The sequence below is a fragment of the Pseudomonas sp. FDAARGOS_761 genome (assembly GCF_013343155.1).
Lineage (GTDB): Bacteria > Pseudomonadota > Gammaproteobacteria > Pseudomonadales > Pseudomonadaceae > Pseudomonas > Pseudomonas aeruginosa.
This window is the reverse complement of record NZ_CP054572.1, coordinates 3,765,194-3,786,547: the sequence shown is the minus strand read 5'-3', so window position 1 is coordinate 3,786,547 and position 21,354 is coordinate 3,765,194. Positions and strand designations below refer to the sequence as shown.

Genomic DNA, 21,354 nt, shown 5'->3' with positions numbered 1-21,354 from the left:
CCAGGGATGCCGCGCGAAATGAAAAAGGCGCGCCGGTCGAAACCGGCGCGCCTTTTTCGTTCTGGTCCGATCAGTCGCGCAGGTTCAGTGCGCGACGGATGGTGAAGAACAGGTCGGTCTGGTCGGTCAGGCCGGTGACATTGGCGGCCTGCGGGCCGTAGGCGGCGATGCGCAACTGGGTGCCGGTGTGCTCCTGGGAGCCTTCCTCGGAGTTGCCGTAGCTGATCGCCAGCGGCGCGCCTTCCTTGGTCGTGAGCAGTTGGGTCAGCCCCGGCGCGGCGGTTTCCGGCGGGATGATCTGGCTGGAGTGGGCGTGGTCGGCGGTGACGATCACCAGGGTCTCGCCATCGGCCTTGGCGAAGGCCAGGGCCTTCTGCACGGCTTCGTCGAGGTCGACGGTCTCGCCGATCTGGCCGCACGGATTCGCGGCGTGGTCCTGCTTGTCGATGGACGCGCCCTCGACCTGCAGGAAGAAGCCGTTCGGATTGTCCTTCAGCAGCTCGATGGCCTTGCTGGTCATTTGCGCCAGGGTCGGGATGTCGGCGGTGCGCTTCGGGTTCGCCTCGCAGCTCACCGCCGGCTGGTTCAGGTTGCCGTGGTAGGTGGCGGTCGGACCGAGCCAGCGCACCGGCATGTTGCCCGGCGCGAACAGGCCGATCAGCGGCTGCTTCTGGTTGGCGCGGCGCACGGCTTTCAGCTCGTCGAGGTTCTCGACGATCCGGTAGCCGCGGGCTTCGGCCTGGGTGCGGAGGGTCTTGCCGGCATAGCGGCCAGCCTTGGCGGTTTCCGCGAAGGTCGCGGCGCCGCCGCCGAGGACCACGTCAGGGCGGGTCTTCAGCCATTGCTCGGTGATCGAGCCGGCGCCGCCGTTCTCCAGGGCATTGCTCGGGCACTGCTTGCTGGTGGCTTCGGGGCCGTAGCACTTGCGAGCGGTGACGTGGGCGAGCAGGGCGGCCGGGGTGGCGTCCTGCAGCTCGGCGGTGGAGACGTTGCCGGTGGCCTTGCCGTTGAGCTTGGCCAGCTCCAGCAGGTTGCGGTGCGGCTGTTCGTGGATATCCACGCCGATTGCGCCGTTGTACGACTTGACCCCGGTGGTCCAGGCGGTGGCGGAGGCGGCGGAATCGGTCACGTAGTCCGGCAGGCCGCTGTCCTTGTGCAGGGAGTAGTGGGTGTACTGGCCGGTCAGCGGCAGCGCATCGATACCCTTGAAGTAGCCGCCCGCGCCGCGCGCGTAGTTGCGCGCCACGGTGATCTCGGAGTCGCCCATGCCGTCGCCGATCAGCAGGATCACGTTCTTCGCCTTCTTCTTCGACAGCGACTGCTTCAGGGCCTGGGTCAGGTCCTGCTCGACGCGCCGTGCGCCGCCGTACTCGCTGAGTTCGCCACGGGCCTGGCGGTTGAACAGCGACGGATCGTCCTGGCGCGCCTGGGCCGGCAAGGCGCTGCCGAGCACGGCCATGGAGACGGCAAGAGAGAGGGCGAGGGGATAACCTGGGGTCATGACGCATTTCCCTATGTTGAGGAGGTGGCTGTGCGAGACGGCAGGGCCATCCGGCGAGTGCTACGAAAGTAGGGAAGGGTGATGACGGGCTTGTGACAATTTCTTTCGAAGTGTGTGGAGCGCGCGACGCATCACGTCGTGACGAGCGGGGAGCGAGCCGGTATGGTGCGCAGGTCTATTCCGGTTCGTTCAAGGAAAGCCTCCATGAGTTTGCACGGCGTTTACGATTCCCAGAACATCTTCGCCAAGATCATTCGCGGCGAAGCTCCCTGCTACAAGGTCTACGAAGACGAGGACGTGCTCGCCTTCCTCGATCTGTTCCCGCAGTCCTACGGGCATACCCTGGTGATTCCCAAGCACGCCGAGGCGCGCAACCTGCTCGAGATCGATGCGCAGAACCTGGCCAAGGTCATGGCCGTGGTCCAGCGCCTGACCCGCGCCCTGGTCGAGGAGGTGCAGCCGGACGGCGTGCAGGTCGCCCAGTTCAACGGCGCCCCTGCCGGGCAGACGGTCTTCCACATCCATTTCCACGTCATCCCGCGCTTCAGCGACGAGAATCTCGGCATCCATGCGGCGAAGCAGGGCGACCCGGAAGTGCTCGCACAACTTCAGGAGCGTTTGGCGCAGCGTCTGCAAGGCTGATTGCGCATGGGCCGGCCCGGTTCGGGGGCGGTCCTTCGCTCGTCGGATTTTTCTGAAATATTTTGTTACATACTGCCGAGGGTCAGGCGCGCCGCGGTTTTCCGGCGATGTGCGCAACAATTTGCACAGTTTTTTTGACGTAGCATCCGCGCGATCACGCACTTCGGATCGAGCACGGCGAACAGGGACGCCAGCCGTGCAGGTTTTTCGAGAAACAGGGGACAGCGGATGTTCAACCCGGCCAACCAGACCCACTTCAGCCTCAGCCTCGACGGCCTCCGCCATGACCTGCAGGTCCTCGCCTTCAACGGCCACGAAGGCATCAGTCGCCCCTACCGTTTCGAACTCGAACTGGTCGGAGAGCGTGCCGGCCTCGACCTCGAAGCGTTCCTGCACCGGCCCGCCTTCCTCGCCTTCACCCCGCAGGGCCAGGGTGTCCACGGCCTGGTCTACGGCGCCGCCCAGGCCGACGCGGGCAAGCGCCTGACCCGCTATCGCCTCACCCTCGTGCCGCAACTGGCCTACCTCGCGCAGCGCAGCAACCAGCGGATCTTCCAGCACCTCACGGTGCCGCAGATCGTCGCCCTGATCCTCGAGGAGCACGGCATCCTCGCCGACGCCTACCGCTTCCAGCTCGGCACCCGGTATCCCGAGCGCGAATACTGCGTGCAGTACGACGAAAGCGACCTGCATTTCGTCCAGCGCCTCTGTGCCGAAGAGGGCATCCATTTCCATTTCCGGCACAGCGCCGAGGCGCACCTGCTGGTGTTCGGCGACGACCAGACGGTGTTCCCCCGCCTGGGCCGTCCCACCGCCTACGTGCACGACAGCGGGCTGGTCGCCGACGAACCGGTGATCAAGCGCTTCAGCCTGCGCCTGGCCAGCCGCACCACGCGCACCACTCGCCGCGACTACGACTTCGAGAAGCCGCGGCTGCTGCTGGAGGCCGGCAATCGCCCCGCTGCCGACGCCCCGGCCGAGCCGGACCTGGAGGACTACGACTACCCCGGTCGCTTCGTCGATCGCCAGCGCGGCAAGCTGCTCAGCCAGCGCGCCCTGGAGCGGCACCGCGCCGACCGGCGCCTGGGCGAAGGGGTCAGCGACCAGCCGCTGCTGGTCAGCGGGCACTTCCTGGAGATCGCCGAGCACCCGCGCGCGGAGTGGAACGACCTGTGGCTGCTCAGCGAAGTCTTCCACGAAGGCAAGCAGCCGCAGGTGCTGGAAGAGAACGTTACCTCCGACACGTCGGCCAGCACGGACGACTTCCAGCAGGGCTACCGCAACCGCTTCCTCGCCACGCCCTGGGAGGTGTTCTTCCGCCCGCCGCTGGAGCACCCGAAGCCGCGCGTACTGGGCAGCCAGACCGCGGTGGTGACCGGCCCGCCAGGCGAGGAAATCCACTGCGACCGCTACGGCCGGGTCAGGGTGCAGTTCCACTGGGACCGCGAGGGCCAGGGCGACGACAAGAGCAGTTGCTGGCTGCGCGTAGCCAGCGGTTGGGCCGGCAACGGCTATGGCGGCATCGTCATTCCGCGGGTCGGCATGGAAGTGCTGGTGGACTTCCTCGAAGGCGATCCCGACCAGCCGCTGGTCAGCGGCTGCGTCTACCACGCCGCCCACCCGGTGCCCTACGAGTTGCCGGCGAACCAGACCCGCAGCGTCTTCAAGAGCCTCAGCAGCCCTGGCGGTGGTGGCTACAACGAGCTGCGCATCGAGGATCGCAAGGGCCAGGAACAGATCTTCGTCCATGCCCAGCGCGACTGGGACGAGAACATCGAGCATGACCAGAAGATCCGCGTCGGCCACGAACGCCACGACACCGTGGAGGCGAACAGCTACAGCGAGTTCAAGGCCGAGGAGCATCACACCGTGCACGGAGAGCGCAAGGTCGAGCTGAAGGCCGATGACCACCTGACGGTCGGCGACAGCCAGCACGTGAAGCTCGGTCGTGCCTACCTGGCCAAGGCCGGGCGCGAGATCCACCTGAAGGCCGGGCAGAAGATGGTGATCGAGGCCGACAGCGAACTGACGGTGAAGGCCGGCGGCAGCTTCATCCGGCTCGACGCAAGCGGCATCGCCATCAGCGGCCCGCTGGCACGGATCAATGCAGGCGGCGCGCCGGGAAGCGGCTCGGGGATCGCGATCAAGATGCCGCGGGTGCCGGGCATGGCCGACCAGGACAGCCCCGGCGCGCCACCCGAGGCGGTCGCGGCCAACCTGCCGCCGCGGCAACCGGTTTGCGAAGAGTGCCTGCTACAGGCGAAGAAAAGAGGCCAGGCGCTCGCCGAGCGTTGAGGAACCGCGATGACGCCGAACCCCCGCCATTGGGCCAGCGAGCTGTGGCAGCGCTCCCGCGATCGCGGCTTGCAGACCCACATCGATGTGCTGGTCGATGCCACCGGGCTGGACGACTATCCCTTGCTCGCCGAGCACGCGCGGCAAAGCGATCCTCCGGCGCTGTTCAAATTGCTGGAGCAAACCCCGGAGGCCGCCCTGGCCGACGAGGGCCCGCTGCTGCTGCGCCTGGAAGACGGCCACGCGGCCTGGCTGGACGAGCTGCTCGAGCGCATCGACTGCCGCCGCCACCTGATGCTCCTGTTCAGCCCCTGGCCGTTGCCGCGCCTGGGCGAGCACCTGCGCAGCTGCACCCAGGCCGAGTGGAACCAGGGCCGTTCCAGCGGCGTGCTGCGCTTCTACGAGCCGGGCCTGTTCATGGCCGTCAGCGACATGCTCGACCCCTGGCAGAGCCGCTACCTGCATGCCCCGGTTTCCAGCTGGCACTGGCTGGACCGCGACGGCCGGCCGAGGGAGCTGGCCGGTCATTACCAGGCCCACGAGACGCCGCCGCTGCAAGCGGCCCTCCGCCTGGAAGGGCACCAAGTCGCCGCCTTGCGCGCCTGGAGCGAGGCCGAAGCCTACCGCCGCGAATACTTCGTGCTGCCCCGCGAGCATGGCCTGGGCAGCCAGGAAAGCCTGCTCCAGCATCTGGTCCAGGCGCACCTGGCCGCCGACCGCCAGGGCTTGCAGGACTTCGACCAGCGCGATGCCTTCGTCGCCCAGTGGCTGCGCGAACAGACCCCCGGCCCCGGCTTTTCCCCGGCGGGAACGAGTCGCGCATGAACGCGCGTGGCATCGGCCTTCCCGCCCTGCTTCCGGGACCCCTGCTGGCCGCAGGCTGCCAGAGCGGGCCAGACATGCTGGCGGCGCCGGTGATGGGTTCCAACCATACGTCCGCGGCGATCAATTGGTTTTCGGCGAATGGGGCGGGTGGACCGCGTTTAGACCCTTATCAGGGGGATGGTAGCCAGGTTTGTTGCGGAGTGATTCCAAAGAAGTGGAATCCAAATTTGAAAGCTGTCGTGGAATGGGAGAAAGATCCCAAACCGCACGCCGCTATAAGGCGAGATAAATATGGACGGCTGGATAAAGATGATTACTTGAGACATGCCTCAAGCTACACCCGACACAAGATGATCGTGGATATACCTAGATATAGTGAAAAAATATGCCTGTTGCAGGTGCATTTCCTCCCGTGCGACCAGGTCGCGGTCTCAACAACCTATTACAGCCAGGGGCATCCAGAGTATCCAGATAGAAAGTATTTTCAGAAGAGAGAGCCTTCATGCAAAAGCTCTTGAATGCAAAGGGGTTAAGGACACCTGTTTGGCTGATTGCTTTACTGATAGGTTTTTTGTTTTTACAAGCGTGCCAGGCAGGCCCTGATATGGTGTCTACTCCTATCGGAGGATACAACCATACTTCGGCGGCTATTAACAGATTCAGTGTAAATGGTGCTGGCGGATTAAACCTTGGTCCATTTCAGGGGGGAGCAGGGCAGGTATGTTGTGGTGTCGTTCCTAGAGTTTGGAAGCCGGGCTTGAAGGCAACCGTAGAGTGGGAGGTAGATCCTGAGCCAGGGGCTTATAAAGACTGGCCGGAAAGATATTTTCAGATGGCTGGAGAAAACGTATGAGAGGGCATGGACTCTTGTATGTTCGTCATAAGGAAACTGTCGATATACCTTCTTGTGATAGTAAGGGGATTTGTTCGCTAAAAATACACTTTCTTCCATGTGATAAGGTTGCTACTTCAGTTGCCTGTTATACGCCGTTTCATCCTGAATATCCGAATAAAGGTTACTTTGATATGAGGGGTATGTCATGCAGAAGTTGATGAACTTGATCTGTGTGGGAAATAAAAAGTCCATTGGGCTGGTGGCTTTTCTCAGCACCTTCTTTGGGCTGGTGGCATGCCAAGCTGGGCCTGAAGTGCTGTCTGCACCTATCATGGGTTACAACCATACTCCGGCGGCGATTAACGAATTTACGGTGAATGGTGCTGGCGGACCGAACTTAGGTCCTTATCAGGGAGATGGTAGTCAAGTTTGTTGTGGGGTAATTCCCAAGAGATGGAATCCAAATTTGAAAGTTATTGTGGAATGGGAGAAGGATCCCAATCCCCGTGCCGTTATAAAACGAGATAAATATGGGCGGTTGGATGAGAGTGATTATTTGAGGCATGCCTCAAGTTACACCCGTCACAAGGCGACTGTGAATGTGCCTAGGTATGATGAAAAGGTGTGCTTGCTGCAGGTGCACTTCTTGCCGTGTGACGAGGTGGCTGTTTCTACGACTTGTTATGGGCCAAATCATCCAAAATATCCTGATAAGGCCTATTTCGAGATGAGAAAGTCAACGATATGTCCGGCTAACTGAAGGCAGGTGGGAAGATGCCTAATTTTGGATTTCATATAGCACCCACCCATCCTGTGGCAGGGCGCCTGATTTATGATTCTAAAAAATTATCAGAAAATATATTAAAGCAGCAGAGCGATGAACGGGTTTTTTCAAGGGTGCAAGAGCAAAAAAGGCTTTCTGAAGGTGACGTAGTCGGTGGTGCGCCTTGCTGTAAAGCTATCCATATTACACTTGGTTTTGATGGGACTAATAATAACGATAAGGCTGATGATTCATCGGTTTCTCCATCTTGCAGTAATGTCGCTAGGCTAGTTCATGCAAGTATTGGGAGCGGCGATGATATAAACAGTAGGGGGATTTTTAAGTACTATTGCCCAGGTGTGGGTACGGTGTTTCCGGATATTAAAGAATTTACGCCTTCAAACATGGGGTTAATTGGTGCTGAGGGAGGCGAAAATCGAATAAACTGGGGGCTGGTTCAGTTAGTTGATGCTCTTTTCTATACTTTATTAAAAAGTAGGCTTAAACTAAATGAGGTTCAGGGCCTAGTAGAAGAAATGTCCACTAACTGGACCGTCAGTACGCTCACTGGTGGTTTATTGGAAAACGGCGAGAAAAAACGCCGAGCTGCCTTGGAGCCAAAACTCAAGGAACTGGAAGAAAAGCTTCGACAGCGTCAGAACTCTGGACAGAAACCGCATATCCTGGCCATGCGCTTGTATGTCTACGGATTCTCCCGTGGGGCGGCAGAAGCACGAGCCTTTGCCAACTGGCTGCAGGAGCTAACCCGGGTCAGCGATGCCGATGGTCGGGTGGAATATCGCTTTGCCGGTCTGCCGATCTCGATCGAGTTCCTCGGCCTTTTCGATACCGTGGCGGCAGTTGGGCTGGCGGATAGTGCGCCGTTCGCTGCCGGGCATATGGATTGGGCCGATGACACCATGCGCCTGCCCGATGAGGCCCTCTCCCAGTGCCTGCCGACCATCCTGCCGGAAGACTGTTCTTTTCTGAAACGTTGCGTGCATCTGGTTTCCTGTCATGAGCAGCGTGCCAGTTTTCCACTCGATTCGATCCGCCGTCGTGACATGGATGCCAACGGACGTCGGACGGGGCCCTCCTGCTACCGGAAGTGGACGGTGGAATATGCTTATCCTGGTGTTCACTCGGATGTTGGTGGCGGTTATGGCGTCGGCAACCAGGGGAAAGCTGTGGGAGGTTCGGAATTTCTGCTATCCCAGATAGCGTTGCAGCATATGTATGCGGAGGCTTTCGAGGCAGGTGCTCCTTTGCAAGTTCCAGCACCTGCCGTCCATCCAGACTTTCATGAAGATTGGCGGGTAATGGTGCCCAAGATTGAAGCGGAGTTCAGCGTCTCCGAAGAACTCGCCACCCGTTTCAACGCCTGGCAGGCCCAGGCCAAGGCCGGCCCCCTGGAAGAGGTGATCCGTCGCGAGACCGCGTTGATCACCGCCTGGCGCATCGACCGCTATGCCGGCGGGCTGCGCAACAAGGCGTTCTTCGCCAATGTCCCGCCGGACATGCCGGAAGCCCAGCAGAAGGCCTGGGAGGCCCTGCACAAGCGGCGTAGCCGGGAGTACGCGGCCGCCCAGCAGGGCGAGCCGCTCCCGCCGATGAGCGCCGCCGAACAGGCGGAGTGGGATCGCAACGTGGCGCTGATCGGCGGCGAGGACCAACTGCGCGACCTGCGGGTGGAGAAGCAGTTCGACCCGCCGCTGGACCAGCGCCAACTGCTCGGCGCCGCCGCCGAATTCGCCCATGACTACAAGGGCGACTGGGGCGTGCTCGACGACGGCATGACGGTGGGGGGAGTGATCGACCTGCTGCTCGGCGGCACCGTATTCCTGATCAACGAGGAAGACGAAGCCGAGGAATACAGCCAGATCCACCGCGACGGCAGCGCGCGCTACCACCAGTTGTTCAGCGCTCCCGACCGGGTGGCGCCGGGCCAGGAAAAACTGGTGGCGCTGTTCGACGAACAGGTGCACGACTCCCGCGCCTGGTTCATGAACACTTCGGCGATAGGCCCGCGAGAACCTTTCACCGACTACTTCCGCTATCGCCTGGTGCATTTCGACAACGAGTCGAACAAGCGGCTCTCGGTACTGGCCACCGCCGGGCGGGTGGTAGGCGTCGGGGTGATGCTGGCCAGCGTCGGCCTCAGCGTCAAGCGTCGCGATCCGCGGATGCTGCTCGGGCTGTTCCTGCCATCGCTGGCGCGTCCGCTGCTGAGCGGCAAGGTCGGCTTGCCGGAGATCAGCGCCTTCGACCCGCTGACCGGGATCGCCTTGCCGATGGTCGGCGGGGCGGCGCTGGACAACCTGCGGGCCTTCACCCGCGAGCCTGGCGACAAGGTCGAGCAGATCGGCCAGTTGCCGCCACCGCCGCCGCTGGCGGTCGCGGCGGTGCAATCGCCCGCATTGCAGCAGGTGCTGCTGGCTCAGCAGACCGTGGAGGCGCTCAAGGCGCGCGACCTGGGCAGCCTGGCCGGGCTGGTGGCCAAGGCCGAACTCACCCAGGCGCCCGCGGCGGCGACGCCGGCCTGGCTCGCCGAGGCGAAGCAGGCCTTGCAGGACATGGGTACGGAGCAGGCGCAACCGCCGAGCCCCGGCTCGGCGCCGGGCTGGCTGCAGCGCGGCAAGGACCTGATGGAATCGCTTTGAACCTCGACCGGCGAACGCGGCCGACCTGTCGCCCCGGATCATTCGGCGCGGATGTCGAACCCGCTGCTGGCCTCGCTGACGATGCGGAAGCGCGCGTTGCCGTCCGCGGCGATCCGGGTTCTCAGCTCGCGGTTCAGCAGGCCCTTGCCGCAGAGAGTGTCGTCCTGGGTATCGATGCCGATACCGACCACATGCTCGCCCGCCGGCACCTGGAAGCTGGCTTCCTCGCCGACGCCGATGCGCGCGGCGACCTGGCGGTCGATAAGGAACGCCACGTAGCAGCCGCCGCCCAGGTAGCCATAGTCGCGGTGGACTTCCAGCCGGCCGCCACCGCTCACCGGTTGCTGGTAGCCGAGCAGGCGTTCGGCGGGGATCGCCCGGGTCTTCTCGGCGGGAACCGAGGAACAGCCAGCCAGGAGGAAAAGGATCGCTACGGCGTACATCGGGCGCATGAAGGCTCTCCGTCGAAAGGTTCCCTCAGGCTAGCCCAGTTTCGCTGGAGCGCGGAGCGACGGGGCGGAGTGGGCTAGAATGCCTGGCCTGTTCTCCGGGAGCGACTACCGATGCGCCAGGCCCTGCTGATCGTCGACGTGCAACCCTGTTTCGCCCCGCCGGACTGGCTGCTGGAAGGCATCGGCCAACTGCTCGGGCGGATGCCCTCGGTGGCCAGCGTCGAGCGCCATGACGAATCCCGTACGCCGTTCCAGCGCCAGCTCGGCTGGCGACCGCCGCTCGACGATGCCTGCCTGGTGGCGGCCGACCGGGTCTTCGTCAAGCATGGCTACCTGCCGACGGCGGAACTCGTCGACCATCTGCGTGCGCTGCGAGCGGAACGGGTGCTGGTCTGCGGCATCCAGGCCGACACCTGCGTGCTCGCCGCCGGCTTCGCCCTGTTCGACGCCGGCCTGCAACCGACCCTGGTCGGCGACCTGGTACTCGGCTCCTCGCTGGATCGCTCGGGGGAGCTGGGTGTGCGCCTGTGGAAGCATCATTTCGGCCAGGTCGTCAGCCTGGCCGAGGTGCTGGCGGATTGAGGCTCAGTGGGGCCGGCTGAGCAGCGCGACCGTGGCCTCGGCATTCATCATCCGCGCCGCCGCCAGCGGCGTCAGCCCGGCGGCGTCCTGGGCGTCACGACGGGCGCCGTGGGCCAGCAGGCTGGCGGCGACCTCGGCCTGGTTGAACATGGCCGCCATCATCAGTGCGGTCTTGCCGTCGGCCGAGGCGCCCTCGACGTCGGCGCCGCCGGCGAGGAGCAGTTCGACCATCGCCAGGTCGCCCTTGAACGCAGCGCCGGCCAGCGGTGTCTGCCCGGCCAGGTTGCGCAGGTCCGGGTCGGCCTTGTAGGCCAGCAGCAGGCGTACCGTGTCGGCGTGGCCATGGTAGCTGGCCAGCATCAGCAGGCTATCGCCCTTGTGGTTGCGCAGGTTCGGCGGCAGGCCCTGTTGCAGCAGTTGCTCGAGGCGCTGGCTGTTGCCCTGGCGGGCCAGGTCGAACAGCTGGTGGACGAACTCCTGGGTTTCCATATCCAGTTCTGGGCGAGGGCTATCGGTCATGGGGCTGCTTCCTTGTGAATACCGGGTTTGCCGAATGATAGGCGGCCTTGCCGAGGTGGGCTGTTGAGCATTGCCTATGGGGCGGGTTGGCAAATTCAATCGATGGTTGGGGTGGGAAGGTGCCAGCCTGCTGTGACCGGAAGCCGGCCTGGTTGCGTCGTCTTTACAGTTCGATACGGATATCGGTGGCGAAAACGGGGAAAATAAACCGATCGTGCGCCTATCGGCTGTGCCCGGCGCGCACTCTGGAATATCCTTGTCGCCTTCGATACCACTGAGCGGTGCGCGCGCTTGCCGAAGCGAGGCGGTGGCACACTGCGCAATGGCCGACCTTGCCCGGGCCCTGTACGAAAGCGCGCCGCCAACGTCTTTTCGTAGAGCGCCCGGCATCGCCGCGAGCGAACCCGTTTCCGGTGCCGGCCCCAGGCGGGCACCGCTATGCCTAATCGGCCCCGTTCGACGGCGGCCCAGCGAGAGAAGAGGAACAACTGTGCATAAAGCCGTCATCAGCGGAACCGGTCTTTATACTCCGCCCTACAGCATCTCCAACGACGAGCTGGTGGAGAGCTTCAATACCTTCGTGCGCCAGTACAACGACCAGCACGCCGAGGCCATCGCCAAGGGCGAACTGGAGGCGCTGGCCGAGTCCAGCTCGGCGTTCATCGAGAAGGCGTCCGGCATCAAGAGCCGCTTCGTGATGAACAAGGAAGGCATCCTCGACCCGCAGCGCATGGTTCCGTACCTTCCCGAGCGCAGCAACGACGAGTGGTCGATCCTCTGCGAGATGGCCGTGGCCGCCGCCAGGGAGGCGCTGCAGCGTGCCGGCCGCAGCGCCGCCGACATCGACGGGGTGATCGTCGCCTGCTCCAACCTGCAGCGCGCCTACCCGGCGATCGCGGTGGAGGTGCAGGCCGCGCTGGGCATCCAGGGCTACGGCTACGACATGAACGTGGCCTGCTCCTCGGCCACCTTCGGTATCCAGGCCGCCACCACTGCGATCCAGACCGGCCAGGCGCGGGCGATCCTGATGGTCAACCCGGAGATCTGCACCGGCCACCTGAACTTCCGCGACCGCGACAGCCACTTCATCTTCGGCGACGCCTGCACCGCGGTGATCGTCGAGCGCGCCGACCTGGCCGTGTCGAAGCACCAGTTCGACATCGTCAGCACCAGGCTGCTGACCCAGTTCTCCAACAACATCCGCAACAACTTCGGCTTCCTCAACCGCGCCGACGAGAGCGGTATCGGCAAGCGCGACAAGCTGTTCGTCCAGGAAGGCCGCAAGGTGTTCAAGGATGTCTGCCCGATGGTCGCCGAGCTGATCGGCGAGCACCTGGCGGCCAATGAAATCCAGGTCGCCGAGGTCAAGCGCTTCTGGCTGCACCAGGCCAACCTGAACATGAACCTGCTGATCACCCGCAAGCTGCTCGGCCGCGACGCCGAGGCGCACGAGGCGCCGGTGATCCTCGACAGCTACGCGAATACCAGTTCCGCCGGCTCGGTGATCGCCCTGCACAAGCACCAGGATGACCTGCCCAGCGGCGCCATCGGGGTGCTCAGCTCGTTCGGCGCCGGTTACTCGATCGGTAGCGTGATCCTGCGTAAACACTGATCGTGGCGGCGCCTACCGACGCCGAGCTGCTGCCGCGCCTGCTGGCCGGCGAGCAGCGAGCCTTCCGCGAGCTGGTTGGCGCCTACCAGGGCGCCATGCGGGCCGTGGCCTGGGCGATCATCGGCAGATCGCATACCGAGGAAGTGGTGCAGGACGCCTGGCTTGCGGCGGTTCGCGGGCTGGACGGGTTCCAGGGGCGTTCGAGCCTGAAGACCTGGCTGCTGACCATTACCGCCAATACCGCCAAGAGCCGCTTGCGCCAGGTTCGCCGGGAAGTTTTCCTCGACGACCTGCCGGGGCCCCATGGTACGGTGGATGACCAGCGCTTTGCCGCCGACGGTCACTGGAGCCAGCCGCCGCACGCCTGGCACGAGGATTCGCCGGAAGCCCTGCTCACCGAGGGCGAACTGCGCGATTGCCTGGACAAGACCCTCAACGGTCTGTCCGAACTGCAGCGCAGCGTGCTGACCCTGCGCGAACGCCAGGGCTTGGAGCTGGAGGAAATCCGTGATCTCCTGGATATCACGCTTTCCAATGTCCGGGTGCTGCTGCATCGCGCCCGCCTGAAGGTCTTCGCCACCCTGGAGCATTTCGAGGAGACCGGCCAATGCTGAGTTGCAAGGAACTGGTCGCCCGGTCCAGCGACTTTCTCGATGGGCAACTGGACTTCCGCGGACAACTGGCGGTGCGCAGCCACCTGCTCATGTGCCGGCATTGCCGGCGCTTCATCCGCCAGATGCGCCTGACCCAGGCGACCGTGCGCCATCTGCCGGAAGGGCAGGGGCCGGAACTCGACCGCCTGGCCGCGCATCTCTCCGAGTTGCGCAAGGACGCCGCGCGGCGCTGAGCCGGGGTACCCTCGACACCAAGCCGCCGCCCGCGATTCGTGGGCGGCGGCTTTTTCGTTTCCGCTATCCGGCGTGGGCGAACCGAACCCGGCCTGGCGTGGGCGGCTCTCTCTTCCGCGTGACGAGGTCGAGGAGTGTGGCTGGGCTTGGCGGATATCGCTGCGCGATATGCGCCCTACGGAGGGGCGGCAATCCGTTTCGCTGGGCGGGCATCCGAAGTCGAGGAGAACGCCTGGGACCTGGCGGATATCGCCGCCCGATATTTCTCCAGCAGGGGCAAACCCTGACGCCAGGCGAAGGGACGGGAAATTTTTTTCGACTCCGCTGTAACGCCGCCGGGGGTGCTCCGTCCATTGGAGCGAGGACGCCATACCGGCGCCCGCTACCAACTTCAGGAGTTACCCATGAAAAAGATTTCCCTCGCTTCCTCCGTCGTCGGCGCTGCTCTGCTCGGCGTAGCCAGTGTCGGCGCGCATGCCGCGCAGAATCCCTTCGCCGTGCAGGAGCTGAGCAGCGGCTACAGCGTGGCTGCCGCCGAGAAGGCCAAGGAAGGTTCCTGCGGCGAGGCCAAGTGCGGTGCCGACAAGGGCAAGCGCGAAGCCTCCAAGGCCGGCCATGAAGGCAGCTGCGGTGCGGATCGCAAGGCCAAGGAAGGTTCCTGCGGTGGCGAGAAGAAGGCCGGCGAAGGCAACTGCGGCGCCGACAAGAAGAAGTCGTAAGGCCTGAGGAGACGGACCATGCAACGGGAATTCGTCAGCGGCGCCGGGCTAGGCCTGCGTCGCGCGCTGCTGGAGCCGCTCGGCGCCGGCGATGAGGTCCGGGTCGACTTCCTCGAGGTCGCCCCGGAGAACTGGATCGGCATCGGCGGCCGTCTCGGCCGCCAGTTCCGCGAGCTGACCGAGCGCCTGCCGTTCCTCTGCCATGGTCTGTCTCTCAACCTCGGCGGCTACGCCCCGCTGGACATGTCGTTGCTGCGCGCGATCAAGGGTTTCATCGAGCAGCATGGCATCCGTGCCTACAGCGAGCACCTGTCGGCCTGCGCCGACGACGGCCAGCTCTACGACCTGATGCCGCTGCCGTTCAGCGACGAGTCGGTGCGCCGGGTCGCCGAACGGGTCAGGGTGGTACAGGACGTCCTCGAGCGGCCGTTGATCGTCGAGAACGTCTCGGCGTATGCGCGCTTGCCGGGCGAGCTGGAAGAGGTCGATTTCGTCCGCGCGGTACTGGAGGAAGCCGATTGCCAATTGCTGCTGGACGTCAACAACGTCTACGTCAACGCCTGCAACTTCGGTTTCGACGCCCACGCCTACATCGCCGCGATGCCCGGCCGGAGGATCGCCTACCTGCACATGGCCGGGCACGACGAACAGGGCGCCAGCCTGAAGATCGATACCCATGGCGCGCCGGTCTGCGATCCGGTCTGGGAACTGCTGGCACATGCCTATGCCTGCCATGGCGAACGCCCGACGCTGCTGGAGCGCGATTTCAACCTCCCGCCACTGAGCGAGCTGTATGCCGAAACCGATCGCATCCGCGAGCTGCAGCGGCGCAGCGGTGAAGCGCAACTGCGCAGCCTGGGGTACGGCACATGAACCACACGACCTTGCAACGGCGTTTCGCCGCACGTATCCGCGATCCGCAGCAGGCCTTGCCGCCCGGCATCGCGACGGAGCGCATGGCGATCTACGAGGAACTGTTCTTCAACAACCTGGACGGTTTCATCAGCAGCGGTTTCCCGGTCCTGCGCCGGTTGTTCGACGAGCCGCGCTGGCATCGCCTGGTGCGTGCCTTCATGCGCGAGCATCGCTGCCGCACACCGTACTTCAGCCAATTGGGCGAGGAGTTCATCGGCTGGCTGCAGGACGGCTACCGCGCGGAGGAGGGCGATCCGCCCTTCCTGCTGGAGCTGGCTCACTACGAGTGGGTCGAGCTGGCCCTGTCGCTGGCCGAGGCGCCTGTCGAGACGCTGCCGCAGGCCTGGTCGTGGTCGCCACTGGCCTGGCCGCTGGCCTATCGCTGGCCGGTCCATCGCCTGGGGCCGAGCCATCGGCCGGTGGAGCCGCCGGCCGAGCCGACCTGCCTGCTGGTCTGGCGCGATCCGGCGGAGCGGGTGCGCTTCCTGCACCTGTCGCCATTCGCCTATCGCCTCGCGCAGCGCCTGAGCGAGGAGGGGGAGGCGTCGGTGACGCTGCTGCCGTTGTTGCGCGAGTTGGCCGGAAGCTGCGGCCTGAGCGCCGACGCGGAGTATTTCGAAAATGCCTTCGCCTTGCTGGAGGACTGGCACGCCCAGGGCATCCTCATGGGCGAGGGCGCTCTGGAGTGATGATGAAGACTGTCTTCTTGCGTTTACAGCATGCCCTCGACGTCACCCGTCGAGCGGATTTCCTCGCCCCACTGGCGCTGCGCCTGTACCTGGCGCCGGTGTTCTGGATGGCCGGCAGCCAGAAGCTGGCGGACATGCCGGCCACCATCGAGTGGTTCGGCAATCCCGACTGGGGACTCGGCCTGCCGTTTCCCGAACTGCTAGCCTGGCTCGCCGCGCTGAGCGAGGCCGGTGGCGCCGTGCTGCTGTTGTGCGGCCTGGCCGTGCGCTGGATCAGCCTGCCGCTGATGGTGACCATGCTGGTAGCGATCTTCGCCGTGCACTGGCCGAACGGCTGGCAGGCGATCGCCGATCCGTCCGCGCCGTTCGCCAACGCCCAGGTGCTGGAGGCTGGCGAGAAGCTGGCGCGAGCCCGGGAAATCCTGCGCGAATACGGCAACTACGACTGGCTGACGTCGAGCGGAAGCTTCGCCATCGTCAACAACGGCATCGAGTTCGCCGCGACCTACCTGGTGATGTTGCTCGCGCTGTTCTTCGGCGGCGCTGGCAAGTGGCTTTCTGCTGACTTCTGGATTGCGCGAAAATTGCGCTGAGATTTCTACCCATATCGAATAACCCGAAAGGCCCGTAGTAGAGGGCTTTTCGCGTTATTCGCATTGGAGATAAAAAGTTCCTCTGTAATGAAACATTTATCTCCATGCAATTTGGCTGCAATCTGCCATCGCCAAGATTCCCCCCAACACAAAGGGGCCGCCTTACGGCCAGCGCGGAACAAGGGGCGCGCTGTAGCCAGGCACTCGCGTGTTGCCAATGCACACACCATTAAGGGGAAATCTTCGATGATCCGTAAGCACTCGCTCGGCTTCGTTGCCAGCGCTCTGGCTCTGGCCGTATCTGCCCAGGCGTTCGCCGGCACCGTGACCACCGACGGCGCCGATATCGTGATCAAGACCAAGGGCGGCCTCGAAGTCGCCACCACCGACAAGGAATTCAGCTTCAAGCTGGGCGGTCGCCTGCAGGCCGACTACAGCCGTTTCGACGGTTTCTATACCAAGAATGGCAACACCGCCGACGCCGCCTACTTCCGCCGCGCCTTCATCGAACTCGGCGGCACCGCGTACAAGGACTGGAAATACCAGATCAACTTCGACCTGTCGCACAACACCGGCAGCTCCGACAACGGCTATTTCGACGAAGCTTCGGTCACCTACACCGGCTTCAATCCGGTCAACCTGAAGTTCGGTCGCTTCGACCCCGACTTCGGCCTGGAAAAGGCCACCAGCTCCAAGTGGGTGACCGCTCCCGAGCGTAACGCCGCCTACGAACTGGCCGACTGGATCAACACCCACCAGGACGGCATGGGCGCCCAGGTCAACTCGACCCTCGCCGACATGGCCTACCTGTCCGCCGGCGTATCCGCCAAGGACGCCGACGACAGCGACGGCGACAGCGTCAAGCAGTTCAACTTCCGCGGCGTGTTCGCGCCGATGCACGAAGCCGGCAATGTTCTGCATGTCGGCGTGAACTATGCCTACCGCGACCTCGACGACACCGCCTTCGACTCGCGCATCCGTCCGCGCCTGGGCATGCGCGGCATCGCCACCAGCGGCGGCAACGACGCCGGTGACAACGGCAACCGCGCGACCTTCGGCGGCGTCTCCAACTCGCCGGCCGGTTCCTACAAGGACGACAGCGTCTGGGGCCTGGAAGGCGCCTGGGCGATGGGCCCGTTCTCGGCCCAGGCCGAATACCTGGCACGCAAGCTGAAGGCCGATGACAACGCCTACAAGGACATCAAGGCCAAGGGTTACTACGCGCAACTGGCCTACACCCTGACCGGCGAGTCCCGCCAGTACAAGCTGGAGGGCGCCAAGTTCGACTCCGTCAAGCCGGAAAACAAGGAAATCGGCGCCTGGGAAGTGTTCTACCGCTACGACAACATCAAGGTGGAAGACGACAACGTGGTCGCCGATACCGCCACTCGCGAAGTCGGCGACACCAAGGCCAAGGCCCACAACCTGGGCGTGAACTGGTACGTCAACGATGCGGTGAAGATCAGCGCGGCCTACGTCAAGGCGAAGACCGACAAGATCACCAACAACAATGGCGACGATGACGGCGACGGCTTCGTGACCCGCTTGCAGTACGTGTTCTAAGAAGCGACAACGATCTGCTCCTGTTTTCGGCCTCGCTCCGGCGAGGTCTTTTTAATCGCTTCCTTACCCGGTTGTGGCGATGTTGGCAGCCTGCAACCGGGTCTTTCTTTCGTTACAGGTCCACCCGCAGGTACTGGCAGGAATATCCGAAAGCCAGACGGTTATCGGCAGAAACTCTTGAGTTTCATTGCAGTCATGCAATCTTCGCAAGGTTGCCGCAATATATGAAACAAGCTGTTACATCTGTCGCCCGGACCTGATGCCTCTAGGCCTGCGCCCTTATCCGACGGCCTCATCCAGGCGCTATCCGGCTGCCTGTCACAAAAGCTTTCGCGCTTTGCAGTCTCGCTGTCACAACCCATCCAGATGATCCCCCTCCAGCAGCGCCGGCCGGCGACAGAACCGGCCGTTTCCGCGCTGCTCAAGACCATTCGAAATCCGAACAGGGGACTTACCTGATGATTCGCAGACACTCGTGCAAAGGGGTGGGGAGCAGTGTTGCCTGGAGTTTGCTGGGCCTGGCGATTTCCGCGCAGAGCCTGGCCGGGACCGTGACCACCGACGGTGCCGACATCGTGATCAAGACCAAGGGCGGCCTCGAAGTCGCCACCACCGACAAGGAATTCAGCTTCAAGCTCGGCGGCCGCCTGCAGGCCGACTACGGCCGCTTCGACGGCTACTACACGAACAACGGCAATACCGCCGATGCCGCCTACTTCCGCCGCGCCTACCTGGAATTCGGCGGCACCGCCTACCGGGACTGGAAGTACCAGATCAACTACGACCTGTCGCGCAACGTCGGCAACGACAGCGCCGGCTACTTCGACGAAGCCTCGGTCACCTATACCGGCTTCAATCCGGTCAACCTGAAGTTCGGCCGCTTCTACACCGACTTCGGCCTGGAAAAGGCCACCAGCTCCAAATGGGTCACCGCGCTGGAGCGCAACCTCACCTACGACATCGCCGACTGGGTCAACGACAACGTCGGTACCGGTATCCAGGCCAGCTCGGTGGTGGGCGGCATGGCTTTCCTCTCGGGCAGCGTGTTCAGCGAGAACAACAACGATACCGACGGCGACAGCGTCAAGCGCTACAACCTGCGCGGCGTGTTCGCGCCGCTGCACGAGCCGGGCAACGTGGTGCACCTGGGCCTGCAATACGCCTATCGCGACCTGGAGGACAGCGCGGTGGATACCCGGATCCGCCCGCGCATGGGCATGCGCGGCGTCTCCACCAATGGCGGCAACGATGCCGGCAGCAATGGCAACCGTGGCCTGTTCGGCGGCAGTTCGGCAGTCGAGGGGCTGTGGAAGGACGACTCGGTCTGGGGCCTGGAAGGCGCCTGGGCGCTGGGTGCCTTCTCGGCCCAGGCCGAGTACCTGCGGCGCACGGTCAAGGCCGAGCGCGACCGCGAGGATCTCAAGGCCTCCGGCTATTACGCGCAACTGGCCTACACCCTCACCGGCGAGCCGCGCCTCTACAAGCTGGACGGCGCCAAGTTCGACACCATCAAGCCGGAGAACAAGGAAATCGGCGCCTGGGAGCTGTTCTACCGCTACGACTCGATCAAGGTCGAGGATGACAACATCGTCGTCGACAGCGCCACCCGCGAGGTCGGCGACGCCAAGGGCAAGACCCATACCCTGGGCGTCAACTGGTACGCCAACGAGGCGGTGAAGGTTTCCGCCAACTACGTCAAGGCGAAGACCGACAAGATCAGCAATGCCAACGGCGACGATAGCGGCGATGGCCTGGTGATGCGCCTGCAGTACGTGTTCTGAGGCGGTCGGGCCCCGTCCGGCGGGCGGGGCTCGTTTCCGCAGGATGTTACCCGCGTCATGAAATTGCCTGGTGGATGTCCGGGCGGGCCGCCCAGCTTGACCCAGGGCACAGATCGCATGGCGGCATCTGGCTATGCTGGTCCCTCGGAAACGCTCTGGGAGGGACTGATGATCGGCTGGGGACGTGCCTGTATTGGCGTCGGGGGGCTGCTGTTGCTGGGCCAGTTGCTGGGGGGCGCCCTGCTGCTCGCGGACGACGGCGAAGCGACGCTGGCGGTCGAACACTTCTGGCAATTCGTCTTCCTGATCCCGGCGATCCTGGTGGCACTGGGAATGTTCGTCCTGCAGCATCACGTGGGTTCCTTCGCCCAGTTGTACCGCCGGCGTCTCGATGGCGCCTCCTACCTGCTGGTTTCCTGCGGCATCGCCCTGGTCCTGGGCAAGCTCTGCGTCCTGCTGCTCGCCTGAGCCCCTCGCGCGGCCCGGCATGTCCGGGTTTGCCCGAGGCATTCAGCTTCCTGATTTAGCCGGAGGCCGCTGAAACCCTTGGTTACACTGGCCTTCATCACACGAACAGGAAGGCAGGACCCCTATGCAAAACCGCATGATGATCACTGGTGCCGGCTCCGGGCTGGGGCGCGAAATCGCCCTGCGCTGGGCGCGTGACGGCTGGCGCCTGGCGCTGGCCGACGTCAACGAAGCCGGCCTGGCGGAAAGCCTGAAACTGGTGCGCGAGGCGGGTGGCGATGGCTTCACCCAGCGTTGCGACGTACGCGACTACAGTCAACTGACCGCGCTGGCGCAGAGCTGCGAGGAGAAGTTCGGCGGCATCGACGTCATCGTCAACAACGCCGGGGTCGCCTCCGGCGGTTTCTTCGGCGAGCTGTCCCTGGAGGACTGGGACTGGCAGATCGCGATCAACCTGATGGGCGTGGTCAAGGGCTGCAAGGCCTTCCTGCCGCTGCTGGAGCGAAGCAAGGGCAAGATCGTCAACATCGCCTCGATGGCGGCGTTGATGCAGGGCCCGGCGATGAGCAACTACAACGTGGCCAAGGCCGGGGTGGTGGCGCTTTCGGAAAGCCTGCTGGTAGAGCTGGCGCTGGTCGAGGTCGGCGTCCATGTGGTCTGCCCTTCGTTCTTCCAGACCAACCTGCTGGACTCTTTCCGCGGCCCGAGCCCCGAGATGAAGCACCAGGTCGGCAAGTTGCTGGAGAGTTCGCCGATCAGCGCCGCCGAGATCGCCGACTACATCCACGCCGAAGTGGCCAAGGGCAGTTTCCTGATCCTGCCCCACGAGCAGGCGCGGATGGCCTGGAGGATCAAGCAGCAGAACCCCCAGGCGATCTATGACGAGATGACCGCGATGGCCGGCAAGATGCAGGCCAAGCGTCAGCGCCAGGCCTGAGTGGAAATGGCTGCAGGCCAGCAGGGGCGCGGCTTTGCACCATTGCGGTGCGGCGCAGATAGTGCTTGCCCAAGGCGGTGCGATCGAGTAGCTTGAGTCACCGGCCTGCCTGCCGAAGTACGTTGGACCCCACAAGAAGCCTCGCTCATTTGCGA

21 protein-coding genes and 1 pseudogene are annotated in these 21,354 nt (G+C 63.9%); 19 read left to right on the top strand and 3 right to left on the bottom strand.

What is annotated here, in order from left to right; all coding sequences use genetic code 11:
* Window positions 1-70: 70 nt before the first annotated feature.
* Entirely contained in the window at window positions 71-1,501 is a 1,431-nt protein-coding gene (gene phoA / locus FOC67_RS17650) for an alkaline phosphatase (RefSeq protein WP_009313713.1), read from the bottom strand.
* Window positions 1,502-1,705: 204 nt separating this feature from the next.
* Between phoA and FOC67_RS17645 the strand changes: the two genes are divergently transcribed.
* From FOC67_RS17645 to FOC67_RS17615, 7 genes are all read left to right on the top strand, one after another.
* Window positions 1,706-2,143, top strand: a complete 438-nt coding sequence (locus FOC67_RS17645) for an HIT family protein (RefSeq protein ID WP_009313714.1) — start codon at window positions 1,706-1,708, stop codon at window positions 2,141-2,143.
* Between the two features lie 228 nt (window positions 2,144-2,371).
* On the top strand, window positions 2,372-4,438 hold the full coding sequence (gene tssI, locus FOC67_RS17640; protein WP_009313715.1) for a type VI secretion system tip protein TssI/VgrG: 2,067 nt from the start codon (window positions 2,372-2,374) through the stop codon (window positions 4,436-4,438).
* 9 nt (window positions 4,439-4,447) lie between these two features.
* Window positions 4,448-5,263 (top strand): DUF4123 domain-containing protein, encoded by an 816-nt coding sequence (locus FOC67_RS17635; protein WP_009313716.1) that lies wholly within the window; start codon window positions 4,448-4,450, stop codon window positions 5,261-5,263.
* Window positions 5,260-5,781 (top strand): DUF3304 domain-containing protein, encoded by a 522-nt coding sequence (locus FOC67_RS17630; RefSeq protein WP_174707745.1) that lies wholly within the window; start codon window positions 5,260-5,262, stop codon window positions 5,779-5,781. The genes FOC67_RS17635 and FOC67_RS17630 overlap by 4 nt, the downstream gene beginning before the upstream one ends.
* Window positions 5,766-6,116 carry a DUF3304 domain-containing protein gene (locus FOC67_RS29775; protein ID WP_079380431.1) on the top strand — a complete coding sequence of 117 codons (351 nt, stop codon included), beginning with the start codon at window positions 5,766-5,768 and terminating at the stop codon, window positions 6,114-6,116. The genes FOC67_RS17630 and FOC67_RS29775 overlap by 16 nt, the downstream gene beginning before the upstream one ends.
* A 187-nt stretch (window positions 6,117-6,303) precedes the next feature.
* Window positions 6,304-6,858 (top strand): DUF3304 domain-containing protein, encoded by a 555-nt coding sequence (locus FOC67_RS17620; protein WP_003138323.1) that lies wholly within the window; start codon window positions 6,304-6,306, stop codon window positions 6,856-6,858.
* 14 nt (window positions 6,859-6,872) lie between these two features.
* Window positions 6,873-9,521, top strand: coding sequence for a DUF2235 domain-containing protein (locus FOC67_RS17615; protein WP_174707744.1), 2,649 nt, complete (start codon window positions 6,873-6,875; stop codon window positions 9,519-9,521).
* A gap of 38 nt (window positions 9,522-9,559) precedes the next feature.
* On the opposite strand, the gene FOC67_RS17610 is transcribed toward FOC67_RS17615, so the two are convergent.
* Window positions 9,560-9,973, bottom strand: a complete 414-nt coding sequence (locus tag FOC67_RS17610; RefSeq protein WP_003091632.1) for a hypothetical protein — start codon at window positions 9,971-9,973, stop codon at window positions 9,560-9,562.
* 79 nt (window positions 9,974-10,052) lie between these two features.
* Between FOC67_RS17610 and FOC67_RS17605 the strand changes: the two are divergent.
* Window positions 10,053-10,555: pseudogene (locus FOC67_RS17605) on the top strand (cysteine hydrolase family protein).
* 3 nt (window positions 10,556-10,558) lie between these two features.
* Here the strand turns inward: FOC67_RS17605 and FOC67_RS17600 are convergent.
* Window positions 10,559-11,074, bottom strand: a complete 516-nt coding sequence (locus FOC67_RS17600) for an ankyrin repeat domain-containing protein (protein WP_003091630.1) — start codon at window positions 11,072-11,074, stop codon at window positions 10,559-10,561.
* Window positions 11,075-11,564: 490 nt separating this feature from the next.
* On the opposite strand from FOC67_RS17600, the gene FOC67_RS17595 reads away from it, so the two are divergent.
* The 11 genes from FOC67_RS17595 (at window position 11,565) to FOC67_RS17545 (ending at window position 21,199) form a co-directional block, all read left to right on the top strand.
* Window positions 11,565-12,686 (top strand): beta-ketoacyl-ACP synthase III, encoded by a 1,122-nt coding sequence (locus FOC67_RS17595; RefSeq protein ID WP_003104436.1) that lies wholly within the window; start codon window positions 11,565-11,567, stop codon window positions 12,684-12,686.
* A gap of 2 nt (window positions 12,687-12,688) precedes the next feature.
* On the top strand, window positions 12,689-13,300 hold the full coding sequence (locus FOC67_RS17590) for an RNA polymerase sigma factor (protein ID WP_003091628.1): 612 nt from the start codon (window positions 12,689-12,691) through the stop codon (window positions 13,298-13,300).
* Entirely contained in the window at window positions 13,294-13,533 is a 240-nt protein-coding gene (locus FOC67_RS17585; RefSeq protein ID WP_003091627.1) for an anti-sigma factor, read from the top strand. The genes FOC67_RS17590 and FOC67_RS17585 overlap by 7 nt, the downstream gene beginning before the upstream one ends.
* A 405-nt stretch (window positions 13,534-13,938) precedes the next feature.
* A complete protein-coding gene (locus FOC67_RS17580) occupies window positions 13,939-14,253 on the top strand; it encodes a hypothetical protein (RefSeq protein WP_003091625.1) in 315 nt (104 codons plus the stop codon).
* A gap of 18 nt (window positions 14,254-14,271) precedes the next feature.
* Window positions 14,272-15,126 carry a DUF692 domain-containing protein gene (locus FOC67_RS17575; protein ID WP_009313719.1) on the top strand — a complete coding sequence of 285 codons (855 nt, stop codon included), beginning with the start codon at window positions 14,272-14,274 and terminating at the stop codon, window positions 15,124-15,126.
* Window positions 15,123-15,857, top strand: coding sequence for a DUF2063 domain-containing protein (locus FOC67_RS17570; RefSeq protein ID WP_003138335.1), 735 nt, complete (start codon window positions 15,123-15,125; stop codon window positions 15,855-15,857). Before FOC67_RS17575 ends, FOC67_RS17570 begins: the two co-directional genes overlap by 4 nt.
* A gap of 2 nt (window positions 15,858-15,859) precedes the next feature.
* Window positions 15,860-16,450 carry a DoxX family protein gene (locus FOC67_RS17565; RefSeq protein WP_003117603.1) on the top strand — a complete coding sequence of 197 codons (591 nt, stop codon included), beginning with the start codon at window positions 15,860-15,862 and terminating at the stop codon, window positions 16,448-16,450.
* A 246-nt stretch (window positions 16,451-16,696) separates the two neighbouring features.
* Window positions 16,697-18,013, top strand: coding sequence for an outer membrane porin OprO (gene oprO / locus FOC67_RS17560; RefSeq protein ID WP_003104423.1), 1,317 nt, complete (start codon window positions 16,697-16,699; stop codon window positions 18,011-18,013).
* Window positions 18,014-18,471: 458 nt separating this feature from the next.
* Window positions 18,472-19,794 (top strand): outer membrane porin OprP, encoded by a 1,323-nt coding sequence (gene oprP, locus FOC67_RS17555; RefSeq protein WP_003119678.1) that lies wholly within the window; start codon window positions 18,472-18,474, stop codon window positions 19,792-19,794.
* A gap of 168 nt (window positions 19,795-19,962) precedes the next feature.
* On the top strand, window positions 19,963-20,262 hold the full coding sequence (locus FOC67_RS17550; protein ID WP_003091621.1) for a hypothetical protein: 300 nt from the start codon (window positions 19,963-19,965) through the stop codon (window positions 20,260-20,262).
* Between the two features lie 124 nt (window positions 20,263-20,386).
* Window positions 20,387-21,199, top strand: a complete 813-nt coding sequence (locus FOC67_RS17545; RefSeq protein ID WP_003143475.1) for an SDR family oxidoreductase — start codon at window positions 20,387-20,389, stop codon at window positions 21,197-21,199.
* Window positions 21,200-21,354: the final 155 nt, after the last annotated feature.